14 protein-coding genes are annotated in these 17,157 nt (G+C 71.0%); 10 read left to right on the forward strand and 4 right to left on the reverse strand.

The genetic code is table 11. The features are described 5' to 3' along the window. Positions 1 to 276 precede the first annotated feature (276 nt). Positions 277 to 660: a hypothetical protein gene (locus tag ACIA8Q_RS06160; protein ID WP_396316815.1), complete on the forward strand. Its 384-nt coding sequence runs from the start codon at positions 277 to 279 to the stop codon at positions 658 to 660. 157 nt (positions 661 to 817) lie between these two features. On the opposite strand, the gene ACIA8Q_RS06165 is transcribed toward ACIA8Q_RS06160, so the two are convergent. Further along, positions 818 to 1,630, reverse strand: coding sequence for a hypothetical protein (locus tag ACIA8Q_RS06165; protein ID WP_396316816.1), 813 nt, complete (start codon positions 1,628 to 1,630; stop codon positions 818 to 820). Positions 1,631 to 3,246: 1,616 nt separating this feature from the next. Between ACIA8Q_RS06165 and ACIA8Q_RS06170 the strand changes: the two genes are divergently transcribed. From ACIA8Q_RS06170 to ACIA8Q_RS06195, 6 genes are all read left to right on the forward strand, one after another. Then, a complete protein-coding gene (locus ACIA8Q_RS06170) occupies positions 3,247 to 5,832 on the forward strand; it encodes an ATP-dependent Clp protease ATP-binding subunit (RefSeq protein WP_396316847.1) in 2,586 nt (861 codons plus the stop codon). A 192-nt stretch (positions 5,833 to 6,024) separates the two neighbouring features. Further along, complete coding sequence (locus tag ACIA8Q_RS06175) at positions 6,025 to 7,275, forward strand: sensor histidine kinase (RefSeq protein ID WP_396316817.1); 1,251 nt, start codon at positions 6,025 to 6,027, stop codon at positions 7,273 to 7,275. Next, positions 7,272 to 7,949: a response regulator transcription factor gene (locus ACIA8Q_RS06180; protein WP_360220474.1), complete on the forward strand. Its 678-nt coding sequence runs from the start codon at positions 7,272 to 7,274 to the stop codon at positions 7,947 to 7,949. Before ACIA8Q_RS06175 ends, ACIA8Q_RS06180 begins: the two co-directional genes overlap by 4 nt. A 293-nt stretch (positions 7,950 to 8,242) precedes the next feature. Then, positions 8,243 to 8,521 (forward strand): SHOCT domain-containing protein, encoded by a 279-nt coding sequence (locus ACIA8Q_RS06185; protein WP_360220477.1) that lies wholly within the window; start codon positions 8,243 to 8,245, stop codon positions 8,519 to 8,521. Beyond that, on the forward strand, positions 8,518 to 9,273 hold the full coding sequence (locus tag ACIA8Q_RS06190; RefSeq protein WP_396316818.1) for an ABC transporter ATP-binding protein: 756 nt from the start codon (positions 8,518 to 8,520) through the stop codon (positions 9,271 to 9,273). The genes ACIA8Q_RS06185 and ACIA8Q_RS06190 overlap by 4 nt, the downstream gene beginning before the upstream one ends. Then, a complete protein-coding gene (locus tag ACIA8Q_RS06195; RefSeq protein WP_396316819.1) occupies positions 9,270 to 11,846 on the forward strand; it encodes an FtsX-like permease family protein in 2,577 nt (858 codons plus the stop codon). The genes ACIA8Q_RS06190 and ACIA8Q_RS06195 overlap by 4 nt, the downstream gene beginning before the upstream one ends. Positions 11,847 to 11,996: 150 nt before the next feature. Here the strand turns inward: ACIA8Q_RS06195 and ACIA8Q_RS06200 are convergent, their stop codons facing one another. The 3 genes from ACIA8Q_RS06200 to ACIA8Q_RS06210 all read right to left on the reverse strand — a co-directional run bounded on the left by ACIA8Q_RS06200 (position 11,997) and on the right by ACIA8Q_RS06210 (position 13,501). After that, positions 11,997 to 12,869 carry a metallophosphoesterase gene (locus ACIA8Q_RS06200; protein ID WP_360220486.1) on the reverse strand — a complete coding sequence of 291 codons (873 nt, stop codon included), beginning with the start codon at positions 12,867 to 12,869 and terminating at the stop codon, positions 11,997 to 11,999. A gap of 106 nt (positions 12,870 to 12,975) precedes the next feature. Continuing rightward, positions 12,976 to 13,305: a DUF4190 domain-containing protein gene (locus ACIA8Q_RS06205; RefSeq protein WP_387898079.1), complete on the reverse strand. Its 330-nt coding sequence runs from the start codon at positions 13,303 to 13,305 to the stop codon at positions 12,976 to 12,978. Between the two features lie 40 nt (positions 13,306 to 13,345). Beyond that, positions 13,346 to 13,501, reverse strand: coding sequence for a hypothetical protein (locus ACIA8Q_RS06210; RefSeq protein ID WP_360220492.1), 156 nt, complete (start codon positions 13,499 to 13,501; stop codon positions 13,346 to 13,348). A gap of 118 nt (positions 13,502 to 13,619) precedes the next feature. Between ACIA8Q_RS06210 and ACIA8Q_RS06215 the strand changes: the two genes are divergently transcribed. The 3 genes from ACIA8Q_RS06215 (at position 13,620) to ACIA8Q_RS06225 (ending at position 16,957) form a co-directional block, all read left to right on the forward strand. Continuing rightward, a complete protein-coding gene (locus tag ACIA8Q_RS06215; protein WP_396316820.1) occupies positions 13,620 to 14,249 on the forward strand; it encodes a TetR family transcriptional regulator in 630 nt (209 codons plus the stop codon). Positions 14,250 to 14,380: 131 nt separating this feature from the next. Next, positions 14,381 to 15,292, forward strand: a complete 912-nt coding sequence (locus ACIA8Q_RS06220; RefSeq protein ID WP_360220498.1) for a serine protease — start codon at positions 14,381 to 14,383, stop codon at positions 15,290 to 15,292. A 180-nt stretch (positions 15,293 to 15,472) separates the two neighbouring features. After that, positions 15,473 to 16,957: a S28 family serine protease gene (locus tag ACIA8Q_RS06225; protein ID WP_360220501.1), complete on the forward strand. Its 1,485-nt coding sequence runs from the start codon at positions 15,473 to 15,475 to the stop codon at positions 16,955 to 16,957. The last annotated feature ends 200 nt before the right edge of the window (positions 16,958 to 17,157 follow it).

Raw genomic sequence — 17,157 nt, forward strand, 5'->3', positions numbered from 1 at the left:
CCCGTCGTGGCTGGGGTCGGGCGGCTCCACGGTTTTACCCACCTCCCAGGCTCGGGGCCCGAGTCGAGCAAGAACGGGGGGCCACTCGGCCAAATTGCGGTCAGGCCCAAGAGCCCTGACCGAGTCGCAACAGCTTACGGCCCCCCGATCATGCTCGACCCCAAACCAGGCAGGACACCGGCCAAAACCGTTCCACCGCCCTCGACTTCGGCACACAGGTGATCACTTTCGAAGAATTGCCACAAATCGGCAGTTAGCTCAGTACGTTACTGAGCTATGGATTTCACAGTGATCGCCAATGCAGTAGAGGTCGACGCCGGCGTAAAGCGCCTGTCGATGAGGTTCATTAAGAAGTACGCAGCCCCCGAGCGGTCAAGGCTCAGCTCAGAACTCTGCGAGACGATCAGCAACGTCCTTGATGCCCATGGCCTACTGACTGTGCCGAGGACATTGCCGACCTCCGAGAATGACTGGGTCTATGTCATCAGCAAGGAAAGTCCGCTTGGGCAGGCAGTGGCCATCGCAGCAACCGTTGCCAACTTCGCCATGCTAGGAGCATTCCCTTTGGGTGGGCTGGAGAACAATTTCCCCGAGCTGCAGGAGCTCTTCCTCGGTGGTCCCCCGCTGAAGCCGTTTGCCAGCCCAGATGCCGTCAACTGAGCGTCTAACTGAGCTGCAGCGGGTGCGCATCTCGGCGGACAGCCCCGGGTGATCGGGGACTGTTCGTGCAGGTCAGCGGCATCACTGCCCTACTGCCGATAATGTTCGACCCAGGCCAGGCAGGGCGCTGGCCAAGACCACTTAACCGCCAAGACTCTTATGCGGCTTGAAGTAGTGGAACCCCCAGTTTCTCTGCCACATCTTCCGCCGCATTCTCATCTCGGATGTTCACTGTGTGTGAGAATTGCTCGATGGCGCGGAGGTGGCTTTCAACGGAATCGGAGCGCTCGGACTTGCCGAGGTCGTAAAGTGTCACGAATGCTGGATCCTTGATTTCGGCGTCCCGTTGGGCATGCTCAATCCGGAACAGCAGGTCATTGACCTTCTGGCGGACAAGCTTATCCTGAGAGGAAAGCGTAATCTTATCGAGCAGATTTGTGCGGCCGTTTTGATACCGGTAATCAAAGTCCAGCTCTCGCGGCTCGCCATGTAGAAGAACTGTGTAGCTGACATCCCGCTCGATCATGCGGTCGGCCGGTACCTGTAGCTTCCGGAATAGCAGCTCATTTGCGAGGTCGTCAATGGACCTGACGCCACTCGGTGCAGGTTCGCCGACAAGCTCGCGAAACAGGTCTTCTGCTACTGCTTGTAGATTTGTTTCTTCGGAGGGTGTGAGCAAGCTTCCGCGGGGTTCGATGCGATAGTTTTGCCCGGGGCGGCTGACGCTCTTCAGGACACTCTCATGGAATGTTCCGGAATCCAGGTGATACTCGATGTACTCAAGCCATGCGCGCAGCATCTTTGTGCTGCGAACCACTCCGCGTGCTTTGCGGCCGTCAAGACCATCTTGATGCTGGCCGATGAAGCGCGCGACTCCGTAGCCGCTTGACTCAACGACTACCCCGATGTTCCTCGGCTCGTTTCGGAAAGGGTCGGGAACATACTTGACGAGGTACCAATTAGTTGCCACCGTCCACCTCCTCAATGTCGAGGGTCCAACTTGTGATGCCTCGGTACAGGTCCCTGGTCTGGTCTATGTATGACCGTACGCGGGTCTGCCTGTGCTCGAGGAATGAGATCAAGGCATCACGCCCCGAAGCGTCGATCAGTCTCGCCGAGTAGCAGGTTTCGACTGCTCGGCGAATCTCTCGCCTAGTCACAGAGCTGATGCGAGCAAACCATTCCGGAAAGTGGGACGAGTCGGTGACGTGGGGCGTAAGGCAGTGATGCTTATAGACAATGTCCCTGTTCTTTGCCAATGCCGATGTGGCATCTTCGCCGGGAAGTGGAATATTTATGAGGGACAAGTCGTGATCGAACACTGCCACCCCAACATCGGGGATATATGAGAGATTGTGATCATGGCGGTCTGTGTTCAGAATCCAGTGATCGAAGGCAATAATCCCGCAAGCTTCCCATGGGCGGTCTGTGCAGAACTTGGGAGGAATGATGGGAGGGGCTACATCGCCTCGATGGCCGAATGCCAGGGAGACGTAGCCATGGCTGCCGCCATGAAGGCCGAAGAGTGTGCCTGGGGGCACGGGGAGGCCCACTGCCATTCCCAGCGTGCTGGCGACGTAATCGTTGACTACTGCAAACGGTCGGTCTGCAGTATTTTGTCGGGCAAATGCGTTCAGGCGAACGTGGCCGACCCCTCCGGATGAATCCTCGATTGCGGCGCCATGATAGGCCACGTCGAAGAAGCCCACACTGTTCTTTGAGTGCCTGTCGGACCCCATCGGCATCAGCCCTCCCGTGCTACCTCCGACGCCACGTGCGCGCGAGCATACCGGGTGAAGCGATCGTTGATGGGAGTTACGGTCCACTCGGGCGCCGTGTGGCACTGCCCGCTTGGGGCGAAAGTGGCGATGGATCTTGGTGGGGAAGTGGCAGGCATAGCGCAGCGCTTCGCGACAGTCCTGGGTGCCACGGGTGATCGCACTTTCGTTCGATATGCCTGCCATGCTTCGACCATAGGCTGTGGGTCAGACACTGGCACCCCGCTTCCGCATACTGAGCCAAGGATGTGTGGCGGCCGGCTCCGTCGGACCCGCATGCTCGACGTGCCAGTTGCGTGCCAGATCTGGCGGTACGTGGCGGCCAGTCGCGGGCGCTGACGGTGCGGTGGCCGCGGAGCCGGCAGACCAGGCGGGATGCAGCTCAGGGCGGATGCCGCACGCCAAGCCTTACAAAGCAGATGTCGGCGGTTCGAAACCGTCCGCGCCCACCAGCAGAACGAAGAAGCGCAGGCGGTGGCCTGGATCGGGAACGTGATCCCGATCCAGGCCACCGCCGTTTGCGCTGGTCTCCGGGTTCCTGGCGCGTCCGGATCTCCTGATTTCCTCCCAGATGATCACGGTGGGTGCGCAGGCCGGGGGAGATGGTGGGGCCGACGGCGCGTGGACCGAACTCGGCATCGAACCGCTGGTGTTGACCAGTCCGTGGCCGGCGGCCGGGTGGGGGTGCCTGGCGGGGTTGGTGACGGGGTGCGGGGGTGGGACCGGGCGGGTTCGTTCGGGAGGCGGGGTGGTGCGGGCTGTGTTTGTGTGGCTGCAGACCGCTTGGGAGAGGTGAAGTGCCGTGACCATGCCCCCGTTCGGATCGAGCGATCCGTTCTCCGATCTGCTCAGCCGGTTCTTCGGGATGAGTCCGGTGGCCTCCCCGCCCGCCGTGCAGCGGGTGCCGATCGGGCGGCTGCTGAGCGAGTCCTCGCAGGAGCTGCTGGCGCTGGCGGCGCAGCGGGCGGCGGAGGACGGGAGCAGCGACCTCGACACGGCGCACCTGGCCTGGGCGGCCACCCGGGCGGAGCCGTCTCGCCGGATGCTGGCGCGGGCGGGGATCGATCCGGACCGGTTGCGCGGTGACCTCGAGCAGTCGCTGCCGTCCGGGAACACGTCCGGTAACGGGTCGTGGGGGTTGCCCGGGGACGTGTCCGGGGCGGAGGGGCGGCCGGCGCTGACCCCAGCGGCGAAGCGGGCGTTGCTGGCCGCGCACGCCCGGTCGCAGGCGGCCGGGGCCTCGTACATCGGTCCGGAGCACATCCTGGGCGCGCTGCTGGACCAGGAGCGCTCCGGTGCGGGGACGGCGCTGCGCAACGCGGCGCCCTCGCAGGAGGCGCTGAAGACGGTGCTGGACGGGCGCGGGGTGGGTGGTGAGCGCAGCAGCACGGGCGCGCACCCGAGCGAGACCCCGACGCTGGACGAGTACGGCCGGGACCTCACCGAGGCGGCGCGCGCGGGGCGGCTGGACCCGGTGGTGGGGCGGGCCGAGGAGATCGAGCAGACCGTCGAGATCCTCTCCCGGCGGACCAAGAACAACCCGGTGCTGATCGGGGAGCCGGGGGTGGGCAAGACCGCGATCGTGGAGGGGCTGGCGCAGCGGATCGTCTCCGGGGACGTGCCGCAGAGCCTACGCGAGAAGCGGGTGGTCACCCTGGACCTGACCGCCCTGGTGGCCGGGTCCAAGTACCGGGGGGAGTTCGAGGAGCGGCTGAAGAGCGTGATCGACGAGGTCACGGCGGCGGAGAAGAGCGTGATCCTCTTCCTGGACGAGCTGCACACGGTGGTCGGTGCCGGGGGCGGCGGCGAGGGCTCGATGGACGCCGGCAACATCCTCAAACCGGCCCTGGCGCGCGGTGAGTTGAGCGTGGTCGGGGCGACGACGCTGGACGAGTACCGCCGGTACGTGGAGAAGGACGCGGCGTTGGAGCGGCGGTTCCAGCCGGTGCTGGTGCCCGAGCCGAGCGTGGAGGAGACCGTCGAGATCCTGCAGGGGCTGCGGGACGCCTACGAGGCGCACCATCAGGTCCGGTTCACCGACGCGGCGCTGGACGCGGCGGCGTCGCTCTCCGACCGGTACGTCAGTGACCGCTTCCTGCCGGACAAGGCGATCGACCTGCTGGACCAGGCGGGTGCGCGGGTGCGGCTGCGCAGCCTGAGCGGGTCGACCGCGGCGACCGGGGTGCAGGACCGGATCACCAAGCTGAAGCGGGAACTGGAGGAGGCCGTCGCGGACGAGGAGTTCGTGCGGGCCGCCAACCTGAAGACGGAGCTGCGGCAGACCGAGGACGAGCTGGCGGCGCTCGGGGAGTCCCGCGAGGAGGTCGTGGAGGTCACCGCGGACGACATCGCCCAGGTGCTGTCGTCCCGGACCGGGATCCCGGTGGCGGAGCTGAACGCGACGGAGCGGGAGCGGCTGCTCAGACTGGAGGAGCACCTGCACGAGCGGGTGGTCGGCCAGCACGAGGCGGTCACGGCGGTGGCCCAGGCGGTGCGCCGGGGCCGGGCCGGGATGGGCGACCCGGAGCGGCCGACCGGCTCGTTCCTCTTCCTCGGGCCGACCGGCGTCGGCAAGACCGAGCTGGCGAAGGCCCTGGCGGCGCTGCTCTTCGGGGACCCGGACCGGATGATCCGCTTCGACATGAGCGAGTTCCAGGAGAAGCACACCGTCTCCCGGCTGGTGGGTTCCCCGCCCGGGTACGTCGGCTACGACGAGGCGGGGCAGCTGACCGAGGCCGTGCGCCGCAAGCCGTACAGCGTGCTGCTCTTCGACGAGGTGGAGAAGGCGCACCCGGACGTCTTCAACCTGCTGCTCCAGGTGCTGGACGACGGGCGGCTGACCGACTCCCAGGGGCGTACGGTCGACTTCCGGAACACCGTGGTGATCATGACCAGCAACATCGGGTCGCAGCGGATCCTCGAGCGCGCCGGCGCGGTGGACGCCCGGAGCGGGGCACCCGACCAGGCGCTGCGGGACGACCTGATGCGCGACCTGCGCCAGCAGTTCAGGCCGGAGTTCCTGAACCGGATCGACGAGGTGATCGTCTTCCACGCGCTCACCCGGAAGGACCTGCTGTCGGTGGTCGACCTGCTGCTGGAGCGCAGCCGGCGCCGGCTCAGGGCGCAGGACGTGCGGCTGGAGGTCACCGAGGCGGCCAAGGAGTGGCTGGTCAACCGTGGTTACCAGCCCGAGTTCGGGGCCCGGCCGCTGCGCCGGACGATCCAGTCGGAGCTGGACAACCGGGTGTCGAACCTGCTGCTGGACGGCACGGTGCGGGAGGGGGACACGTTGATCGTGGACGTGGGCGACGGCGAGCTGGTGGTCACCCTGGCGCGGCCGGAGGCGTCCGCGGACGTCGCGGTGGCGGAGCAGGGAGCGCCAGCGGCAGGGTGACCGGGGGCCCGGCGAGCGGGTCGGGCCGCGCGCGGTCGGGCCGGCGGGCAGAGAGGCAGACAGGGCAGGCAGGCGGGCAGACCGGCAGGCCGGCGGTCCGCGGGCGGGTTCGGGCGTACTCCCGTGGGAGTACGCCCGAACGCCACTGGTGGAGGACGCGTGGGGAGGCGGCGCGGGTCTAGCCTTCCGGGCATGATGCCGCGCACGCCCCCGCCGTCGGAGGACCCCCCGGTCGGGCCGGGGGTACCGGAGCCGCCCGGGCCGCCCGAGCCGTGGCGCCCGCCGTGGGTGCGGGCGGCCAAGGCGGGCTGGCCGCTCGGGCTGGCGGCCGCGGCCGCGCTGATCCAGGTGGTCGGGTCGACGTTCGCCGCCCGGAACCAGCCCGGCCGGGTCCCGCTGGACGGGCTGGGCTACTTCCTGCTGCTGGTCGGCCCGGCGCTGCTGGTGCTGCGCTGCCGCCGGCCGGTCGCGGCGGTGCTCGGCACCTCGGTGGTCACGGCGGTCTACCTGGGCGCCGGGTACCCGTACGGGCCGGTGTTCCTGAGCTGGCTGATCGCCTGCTGCGCGGCGATCGGCGCCGGGCACCGCCGGGCGGCCTGGGCGGGTCTGGCCGGTGTGTACCTGGTGCACGTGCTGGTCACCTTCGTGCTCCCGGAGGACTGGCAGCGCACGGCGTCGTCCGGTGTCGCCTGGCAGGAGGAACTCGGCCTGCTGGCCTGGCTGTTGCTGGTCGCGGTGGGCGCCGAGCTGGTCCGGTTCCGGCGGGAGCGGATCGCCGCGCACCAGGCCTACCGGCAGCAGTTGGAGCAGCGCCGGGCGAACGAGGAGCGGCTGAGGATGGCCCGGGAGCTGCACGACATCCTGGCGCACAGCCTGTCGCTGATCAACGTCCAGGCGGGGGTCGCGCTCGCGCTGCTGGACCGCCGGCCGGAGCAGGCCCGCACCGCGCTGGTCACCATCAAGTCGACCAGCAAGGAGGCGCTGGGGGAGGTCCGCCAGGTCCTCGCGACGCTGCGCGGGCCCGGTGCGGCGCCGCGCGGACCGGCGCCCGGGCTGGACCGGCTGGACGAACTCACCGACCAGGCCGACCGGGTGGGCCTGGCCGTCGAGGTGCACGAGGACGGTGACCGGCGGGCGCTGTCCGCCGCCGTCGACCTCACCGCCTTCCGGATCGTCCAGGAGGCGCTGACCAACGTGATCCGGCACTCGGTGGCCCGGCAGGCCGTCGTGGTCCTGGACTGGCGGGATCCGGCGGTGCTGGTGGTCCTGGTCGAGGACCCGGGCCCGGCCGTGCTGGGCGACGCGGGCGGTTCGGGCAGCGGACTGGCGGGGATGCGCGAACGGGCCGGCGCGTTCGGTGGCACCATCACGGCGGGGCCGCTGCCCGGCGGCGGCTTCCGGGTCAGGGCGGAGCTGCCGACACCGAAGGCGGAGAGTGAGTGATTCGGGTACTGCTGGCGGATGACCAACTGCTGGTCCGGGCCGGGTTCCGCGCCCTGCTCGACCTGGAGGACGACCTCACGGTGGTCGGCGAGGCGGACGACGGCGAGGCGGCGGTCCGGCTGGCCCGCGAACTCCTGCCGGACGTCGTGCTGATGGACGTCCGGATGCCGCGGATGGACGGCCTGGAGGCGACCCGGCGGATCGCCGGGGACGAGGCGCTGTCCTCCGTACGGGTGGTCGTGCTGACCACCTTCGAGCTGGACGAGTACGTCTTCGAGGCGCTGCGTTCGGGGGCGGCGGGCTTCCTCGTCAAGGACACCGACCCGGCCGAGCTGCTGCGGGCGATCCGCGTCGCGGTGGCGGGGGACGCGCTGCTGTCGCCGGGGGTGACGCGGCGGCTGATCGGCGAGTTCGCGGCCCGCTCGAAGGGGCCCGGGGCGGCGCCGGCGGGGCTCACGGACGTCTCCGCGCTGACCGAGCGGGAGCGGGAGGTGCTGGCGCTGGTCGGGATGGGGCTGTCCAACGACGAGATCGCCCGGCGGCTGGTGGTGAGCCCGTTGACGGCCAAGACGCACGTGAGCCGGACGATGCTGAAGCTCGGCGCCCGGGACCGGGCGCAACTGGTGGTGCTGGCCTACGAGTCGGGGCTGGTGCGGCCGGGCTGGCTGGGCTGAGCGGCGGTAGGGACGCGGGCAGCCGGGCCGATCGGCGGTGGGTCCGAGGGCCGGTGAGTCCGAGGGCCGGTGGGTCCGAGCGGTGGCAGGGACGAGTGGCGACCGGGCCGAGTGGCGGTGCGCAAGGGTCCGGTACTCCCGGCCCGGCGTGTCGGGAGCCGTCCGTACTCTCCCGGGAGTACCGCAACTGTCGCTGCTGGTAGGACGCGTGATGAGAGGGCTCCGCGGCACGCTCTAGTCACCTCGGGAACCGCCCGGGGTCCTGGAGGCAACCGCCGAGGAGATGAACCGCCATGTACACGCTGCTGGCCGACTGGGACGGTCACGGTCCCGGACCCTGGATCCTGCTGGTCCCCCTGGTCTGGATCGCCGTGGTGGTCCTGGTGATCACGGTGCTGCGCCGGACGTTCTGGCGGCGCGGCTGCGGGCCCGGGGCCGGGGCGGACCACCCGATGGCCGTCCTGGGCCGCCGCTACGCCGAGGGCGACATCGACGCCGAGGAGTACCGGGCCAAGCGGGCCGTGCTCACCGAGTCGCCGCGCGACCAGTCCCGAGGGGGTGCCGGGAAGTGACGACCCTCGACCTCGTCCGGGGCACCGCCGCCCGGGTCGCCGACGCCGTCAAGGTCTACGGCGTCGGCGGCACCGAGGTCCGTGCGCTGGACCACGTGACGGTGGAGTTCCCGGCCGGGCGCTTCACCGCGATCATGGGGCCCTCCGGCTCGGGCAAGTCCACCCTGATGCACTGTGCGGCCGGGCTGGACACCCTCAGCTCGGGCCGCGCCTGGATCGGCGAGACCGAGCTCGGCCCCCTGAACGACCGGCGGCTCACCCTGCTGCGCCGCGAGCGGGTCGGCTTCGTCTTCCAGACCTTCAACCTGGTGCCCACGCTCACCGTCCTGGAGAACGTCACCCTGCCGCTCGACCTCGCCGGGGCGGCCCCCGACGAGGACTGGCTGACGGCGCTGATCGACGTCGTCGGCCTCGGAGACCGGCTGCACCACCGGCCCGGCGAGCTCTCCGGCGGCCAGCAGCAGCGGGTCGCGGTGGCCCGGGCACTGGCCGGGCGGCCGCAGGTGGTCTTCGCCGACGAGCCCACCGGCAACCTCGACTCCCGCTCGGGCGGCGAGGTGCTCGGCCTGCTGCGCCGCGCGGTGGACGAGATGGGGCAGTCGGTGGTCATGGTCACCCACGACCCGACGGCTGCCGGCCACGCCGACGAGGCGCTCTTCCTCGCCGACGGGCGGCTGGTGGACCGGATGGAGCGCCCCAGCGCCGCGGCGGTGCTGGACCGGATGAAGGCCTTCGAACGGGGGCGGTCATGACGTCCGCGGTCACCTTCCGGCTCAGCCTGCGCTCACTGCGCGCCCACAAGCGGCGGCTGGCCGGCACCTTCCTGTCCATCCTGCTCGGGGTCAGCTTCCTGACCGGCACCATGGTGCTGGGGGACACCCTCCGGGCCAACTTCGACACCCTCTTCGCCGACGCCAACGCGGGCACCGACGTGGTGGTCCGCAGCGCCGACGTGCTGGACTCCCCGGGCACCGCCGGCGGGGTGCGGGCCCCGGTGGACGCCGCGCTCGCCGACGGGCTGCGCACCGTCCCCGGGGTGGCCGCCGCAGAGCCGTCCGTCCAGGGCGCGGGCCAACTGGTCGGCTCCGACGGCAAGCCGATCGGCGGTCAGGGGCCCCCGACCCTGGCGGGCAACTGGCTCACCGACGGCCGGCTCAACCCGTACCGGCTCGCCGAGGGCCGGGCACCGGCGGCGCCGGGGGAGGTCGTGGTCAACCGGGGAGCGGCGCGGTCGGGCGGGCTGCACATCGGCTCGACCACCGTGCTGCGCACCCCCGACCCGGTCCCGGTCACCGTCGTCGGCATCGCCACCTTCGGGGCGAGCGCGGACGGCATGGGCCCGAGCACCTTCACCGCCATGACCTTCGCGGACGCCGAGCACCACCTCACTCCGAAGGGCGCCGGGCAGGCCAGTTCGATCCAGGTCCGCGCGGCGGCCGGGGTCGGCCAGCGGGAGCTGGTCGACCGGATCACCCCGCGGCTCCCGGCGGGCGTCCAGGCCATCACGGGAACGGCGGCCACCCAGGAGAGCACCCAGCTGCTGTCTGGGCGGTTCCTGAGCATGTTCACCACCCTGCTGCTGGTCTTCGCCGGGATCGCGCTGCTGGTCGCCACGTTCACCATCCACAACACCTTCGCCATCGTGGTCGCCCAGCGCACCAGGGAGAACGCGCTGCTGCGGGCGCTCGGCGCGGTGCGCGGTCAGGTGCTCGGCGCGACGCTCGCGGAGGCCTCGGCGGTCGGCCTGCTGGCCTCGCTCGGCGGCCTGCTGGGCGGGATCGGCGTGGCCACCGGCCTCAAGGCACTGTTCTCCACCCTCGGCTTCGCCCTGCCGACCGGCGGCATGGTGATCGGTGCGGCGGCGATCGTGCTCCCGTTGCTGGTCGGGACGCTGGTCGCGGTGGGCTCGGCGCTGCTGCCCGCGGTCCGGGCCGGGCGGACGGCACCGCTGGCGGCGCTGCGGGAGACGGGCGTCGACCGGGCCGGACAGGGGCGTTCCGGCACCGTCCGGGTGCTGGCCGGCGGTCTGCTGCTGGCCGGCGGAGTGCCGGTCGCCGTCCTCGGCGCCACCGACGGCCCGTCGGTGGCCCTGACGGCGGGCGGGGCGCTGGCGGTGCTCGCGGGCGTGGTGGTGCTCGGCCCGGTCGCGGCGGCGTTCGCGGTCCGGACGCTGGGCGCGCCACTGCCCCGGCTGCGCGGGGTCTCCGGCCTGCTGGCCCGGCGCAACGCGGCGCGCAACCCGCGCCGGACGGCGGCGACGGCGAGCGCGCTGATGATCGGGGTCGCGGTGGTGACGCTGTTCACCGTCTTCGGCGCATCGATCAAGGCCACCCTGGACTCCACGGTGAGCAAGTTTTTCGCGGGAGACCTGGCCGTCACCAGCCCCTCGTTCGGGGCCGGCGGCAGCGGGATCAGCCCGAAGGTGGCGGACGCGCTGGCCGGGCTGCCCGAAGTCCGGCAGGCGGTCGGGCTCGGCCGGGGCGTCGCCCGGATCGACGGGCACGGGCGGGCGCTGGACGTCACCGATCCGGCCAGGCTGCCGGGGATCGTCGACCTCGGCCGGGTCGACGGCTCGCTGGACGGGCTCGGCACGGACGGCCTGGCGGTCTCCCGCAGCGAGGCGCGGCAGCACGGCTGGCAGCTCGGACAGTCCGTCACCGTGGGCTTCACCGACGGCAGCAGCGGTCCGTTCACGATCCGCGCACTCTACGAGGGCGGCGGGCTGGCCGGTGACTACCTGGTGACCCGCCAGGCCTGGGCCCCGCACCGGGGGCAGGACGCGGACGCCATGGTCGCGGTCGGCCTGCGCGACGGCGTCTCCACCACCGCCGGCAAGGCGGCGGTGGAGAAGGCACTGGTCCCGTTCGGCAGTCCGCAGGTGCAGGACCGCGACGGCTACGCGAAGAGCGCGGCCTCCGGCGTCGACATGATGCTGTCGGTGGTCTACGCGCTGCTGGCGCTGGCGGTGCTGATCGCGCTGCTGGGCATCGCCAACACGCTGACGCTGGCGGTGCACGAGCGGACCAGGGAGCTCGGGTTGCTGCGGGCCGTCGGCCAGACCAGGGCGCAACTGCGCGGCATGGTGCGCTGGGAGTCGGTGCTGGTGGCCGCCTTCGGGACGGTCGGCGGGCTCGGGCTGGGGGCCTTCCTCGGCTGGGCGCTGGTCCGGGCCGCGGACCGCGCGGGGACGAGCTCCTTCGCGATACCGCCGGGGCAGCTCGCGGTGGTGCTGGCGGCCGGGCTGCTCGCCGGCGCGGTGGCCGGCCTCCGCCCGGCGGGGCGGGCGGCACGGCTGGACGTCCTTCGGGCGATCGCCACGGAGTGACGGCAGGGGCCAGGGTGGAGAACGGTCGGCGGGCCGAACCAACGACGGAAGGAGGCGGAGTCGTGAGCGGACGAGGAGAGGGAGCGTGCCCCCGTGCCGCCGTACCCCCCGTGCCGCCGTACCCCCCCCCGGGCCCGGTGCTCCCCGGGCCTACCGCGGGAACACCTCCCGCAGCAGCGGGTCCGGCAGTCCGCGGCGGCGCCACTCCCGCGGGTAGCCGAGCGAGACCTCCTCGAAGGGGACGCCGTCGTAGCTGGTCTTGCGGGGGATGTGCAGGTGGCCGTAGATCATCGCCGCGGTGTTGAAGCGGCGGTGCCAATCGGCCGTCAGCTCGGTGCCGCACCACTGGGCGAACTCGGGGTACCAGAGGATCTCGGTGGGGTGGCGGACCAGCGGATAGTGGTTGACCAGCACGAGCGGTACGTCCGGGTCACAGGCGGCGAGCCGCTGCTCGGTCAGCCGGACCCGCTCGCGGCACCAGGAGTCGAGGTCGGGGAACGGGTCCGGGTGGAGCATCCGCTCGTCGGCGCAGACGATGCCGCTCTCGTAGGCGGCCGCGAGGGACTCCTCCTTGGTGGTCGTCCCCGGCGCCCGGAAGGAGTAGTCGTACAGCAGGAAGAGCGGGGCGATCCGGACCGGGCCGCCCGCGCCCTGCCAGAGCGGGTACGGGTCCTCGGGAGTCACCACGCCGAGGTTCCGGCAGAGTTCGACGAGGTGCTCGTAGCGGGCGACACCGCGGAGCGTCACCGGGTCCTCGGGGTGGGTCCACAGTTCGTGGTTGCCGGGGGCCCAGATCACCCGGGCGAAGCGTTCGGCGAGCAGGCCGAGCGCCCACTCGATGCTGGTGGTCAGCTCGGCGACGTCCCCGGCGACGAGCAGCCAGTCGTCGGGGGAGGTGGGCTGGAGCTTCTCCACCAGGTCCCGGTTCTCCTGGTAGGAGATGTGGAGGTCGCTCACGGCGAGCAGCCGCCCGCCCGCTCCGGTCGGCTCCGTCGACGCGTCGCCGCGGTGTTCGGTCGTCACTCCTGCCCCCTGTGCTCACCCTGCCGATGTCGCCACAGTACGTGGCGGATGGGGGCTGTGGGGCGGGTTGGCGGGATCGCGCGTTCGAGCGGCCGGCGTCGGCGGTTCAGCTGCCGAAGTCCATGAGCACGCCGTGGGCGGAGACGGTGGTGACGGTCAGGATCGCCAGCGAGGCGATGCCGAGGGCCAGGCCGAGGAGGGCGCGGCCGCGGCGCCGGGTGCCGCGGACCAGGGCCAGCGTGGCGAGGACGATGGCGAGCGGCCCCAGGGCGATGTTGAAGATCAGCAGGCCGGGCAGGCCGAGGAGGAAGGAGGCGACGGCCAGGTTGTCGGCCTCGGCGCCGGCGCGGTCGGTGGCGGTGCCGCGGTGCTCGGTGGCGTGGTCGGTGCCGCGGTGCTCGGTGGCGGTGCCGCGGTGTTCGGTGACGGTGCTCATGGCGGTGGCGGGTCCTCTCTGGTGAGTCGGAGCGGCCGGGTCAGCGCTGCCGGAGGCGGGCGATGCCCTCGCGGGCGCCGAAGGCGAGCAGCCAGGCGGCGATGGCGGCCGAGGCGGTGAGGAAGACGGGGAGCGAGGTGTGTGCGGCGGCGCCGATCAGGACGCCCATGGCGACCAGGGCAGAGAACAGGATCATGGCTGGCCCCTCCGGCCGGTGCGGTGTCATCCGAGTTTCGGTTGACAAGTGTTCACTGACTTCGGTGTCACTCTACGCCGACTGGCCAATTTCGGCAAACACTTGTTTACTGAATGGCGTGAGTCACACCGTTGGGGCCAGACAGGCCCAGAAGCAGCAGAGTCGGCGCGCGTTGCTGGACGCGGGTCTGCACCTGCTGGCCGATCAGAACCTCGCCAGCCTCGGCGTGCGCGAGGTCACCCGGGAGGCCGGACTGTCCCCGGCCGCCTTCTACCGGCACTTCCCGGACCTCGCCGCGCTCGGGGTGGCGCTGGTCGAGGAGTCGCTGGCGAGCCTGCACGTGATGATCAGGTCGGTGCTCGCCGAGGCGGGCGGCGCCGAGGAGCTGATCGACCGTGCGGTGGACGTCATCGAGCGGCACGTCATGGATCACCGGGCGCACGTCCGCTTCCTGGCGCGCGAGCGGCACGGCGGGGTCCGGCGGGTGCGCGAGGCGATCGATGCGGAACTCGGGCGGTTCGCCGCCGAGGTGGGGGAGGCGCTGGCGCTCCAGCCGGTCTCGCGCGGGTGGAGCGGGCGGGACCTGGGGATGCTCGCCGAGTTGTACGTGGATCACATGGTGTCGACGGCTTCGGCCCTGCTGGAGGCCGTGGAGGCCGATCCGGCCAGGGCGCAGCGGATCGCCGCCACCGCGCGCCTGCAGCTGCGCCTGATCAGCGTCGGTCGGCGGCACTGGCAGGGGAGTTGACGGCTCCCCTGGCGCGCTGAGGGCGGGAACTGGCCATTGCGGCCGGAGTGACCTCTTGGGGTGGTCTTGACTCTTGACAGTGAGTCATGTCCGCGACAGCTTTGGTGGACCCCCACACCGAGAGGTCTCTCATGAAGAAGCCGCTCATAGGCATGCTCGCCGCGCTCCTGGTCGCCGGGACGACCGCCCTCGCCGGAGCCCTCCCCGCCCAGGCCGCGACCCCGGAGGCCCCCGCCTCCGTCGCCGCCGACACCGCCGCCGCGTCCGGGGCGGACGCCGCCGCGGTGGACACCAAGGCCGCCCCCCTCGCCGCCGTGACCTTCGCCGGGACGGTGGCGCTCAGCAACTGCTCCGGCTCGCTGGTCCGGATGCCCGGCTCGGCCGCGAGTGACCCGGCCCTCGTCCTGTCCAACGGGCACTGCCTGGAGTCCGGGATGCCCGGCCCCGGCCAAGTGGTCCTCAACCAGTCCTCCAGCCGGACCTTCACCCTGCTCAGCTCCACCGGCGGCCGGCTCGCGACCCTGCGCGCGACCAAGGTGGTCTACGGGGCGATGACCGACACCGACGTGTCGATCTACCAGTTGAACACCAGCTACTCCTCGATCCAGTCCCGCTACGGGATCGCCCCGCTGACGATCTCGGCCGCCCACCCCACCCAGGGCGCCTCGATCAAGGTCGTCTCCGGGTACTGGAAGAAGATCTACTCCTGCTCGATCGACGGCTTCGCCTACCGGCTGCACGAGGCCGACTGGGTCTTCAAGGACTCGGTGCGCTACACCTCCGGGTGCAACGTGATCGGTGGTACCTCCGGCTCGCCGGTGGTCGACGCGAACACCGGCCAGGTGGTCGCCGTCAACAACACGATCAACGAGAGCGGCGAGTCCTGCACCCTGGACAACCCCTGCGAGGTCGACCAGAGCGGCCGGGTGACGGTGCACCAGGGCATCGGCTACGCCCAGGAGACCTACGGGATCCCCGCCTGCTTCGCCGCCGGCAACCGCTTCGACCTCACCCTGCCCGGCTGCACCCTGCCCCGCCCGTGACCGGTGGGCCGCCCGTCACGGGCCCGGGGTGACCCCACTGACCAGCATCCGTTCCCGATGGGCCACCCGCGATCGGCGGGTGGCCCATTCGGCCGTCTACCAGGCGGCCGTCGCACCACCCGCACCGCAGAGTTGTGCCGACAAGGCAGCAGTCATGTCCGTTGACCAGATGGAGAGTTGATGACCACCACAGTGCGAAGGCTGCTGGTTTCCGCCCTGCTGATACCGCTGCTCGCGTTCGGCGGCCTGTCCGCCCCGGCGATGGCCGCCGGTGCGCAGGGCGTCGGGGCGGCCGATGCCGCCGCCGGTCGGAGCCCCGCCGACGACCCGAACGCGGACATCAAGGACCGCCTCGCGGCGATCCCCGGGGTGACCGTCACCGAGGAGAAGCCCACCACCACCGGCCACCGGTACTTCCTGGCCACCTACACCCAGCCGATCGACCACGCGCGGCCCTGGCTGGGCACCTTCCAGCAGCGCTTCAGCCTGCTGCACCGCGGGTACGACCGCCCGACCGTCTTCTACACCAACGGCTACACGCTGGGCACCACGCCGTCCCGCACCGAGCCGGCGCGACTGGTGGACGGCAACCAGGTGTCGATCGAGTACCGCTTCTTCACGCCCTCGCGCCCCGAGCCGGCGGACTGGACCAAGGCCGGCATCCGCCAGCAGGCCGCCGACTCGCACCGGCTGGTGACCGCGCTCAAGCGGATCTACCAGCAGGAGTGGATCTCCACCGGCGCCAGCAAGGGCGGCATGTCCTCCACCTACTACCGCCGTTTCTACCCGGACGACATGGCGGGCACGGTCGCGTACGTGGCGCCGAACAACACCGACGTCAACGACTACGCCGCCTACACCCAGTTCTTCCGCACGGTCGGCACCGCGGAGTGCCGGGCGGCGCTGAACGCGGCGCAGCGGGAGCTGCTGGTGCGCCGCGACCGCCTGGAGGCGCGCTACGTGGCGGACAACAAGACCGCGGGCTCGACGTTCAACACCCTGGGCACGCCGGACCGGGCCTACGAGGCGGGTGTCCTCGACGTGGTCTGGGCGTTCTGGCAGTACAGCACCGAGGCGGACTGTGCGAAGGTCCCGGCCGCCGCGACCGCGACCGACGACGAGCTGTACGCCTGGTTCGACGCGCAGTCCGGCATCACCGGCAACAGCGACCAGTCGCTGGCGAAGTACACCGCCTACTACTACCAGGCCGCCACCGAGCTGGGTGCGCCGTTCTTCGACGTCTCGTACCTGAAGGACCAGCTGCACTACGACTACAAGGAGCTCTACTCGGCTCGCTCCTACGTGCCGAAGGAGATCCCGACCACCTTCAACCCGTACGCGATGCGTGACATCGACCGCTGGGTGAAGCGCGACGCCGAGCGGATCATGTTCGTCTACGGCGGCAACGACCCGTGGGGCGCCAAGCCGTTCAAGCTCGGCCGGGGCAGCGAGGACAGCTACGTCTACACCGTGCCGGGCGGCAACCACGGCTCCAACATCGGCAAGCTGCCGGCCGCGGAGTCGGCCGAGGCGACCGCCAAGGTGCTGGAGTGGGCCGGTCTGGCCGACCACGACTCGGCCCGCTCGCTCGCCAAGGCGCAGCAGATCCCGCCGTTCGGCCCGCTCGACGAGGAGGGCCAGAAGCTGGAGCGCCGCCCGCTGTAGTCGGGACCGCGCTACCAGGAGGCCACCCCCGCCGGGGTGGCCTCCGTGCGTTCCGGGGCTCCCCCGCGTCCCCAGGCCCGTGTGTTCCCGGGGCCCGTGCGTTCCGGAGCCTTTCCGCGTTCCGGGCCGGCCGCGCGCCCCGGGCCGGGCCCGAGGGCGTCGCGCGACGCCGTCCGCCCCCTTACCGAAGCAGTGAATCG

The organism is Kitasatospora sp. NPDC051705, assembly GCF_044453265.1.
GTDB lineage: Bacteria > Actinomycetota > Actinomycetes > Streptomycetales > Streptomycetaceae > Kitasatospora.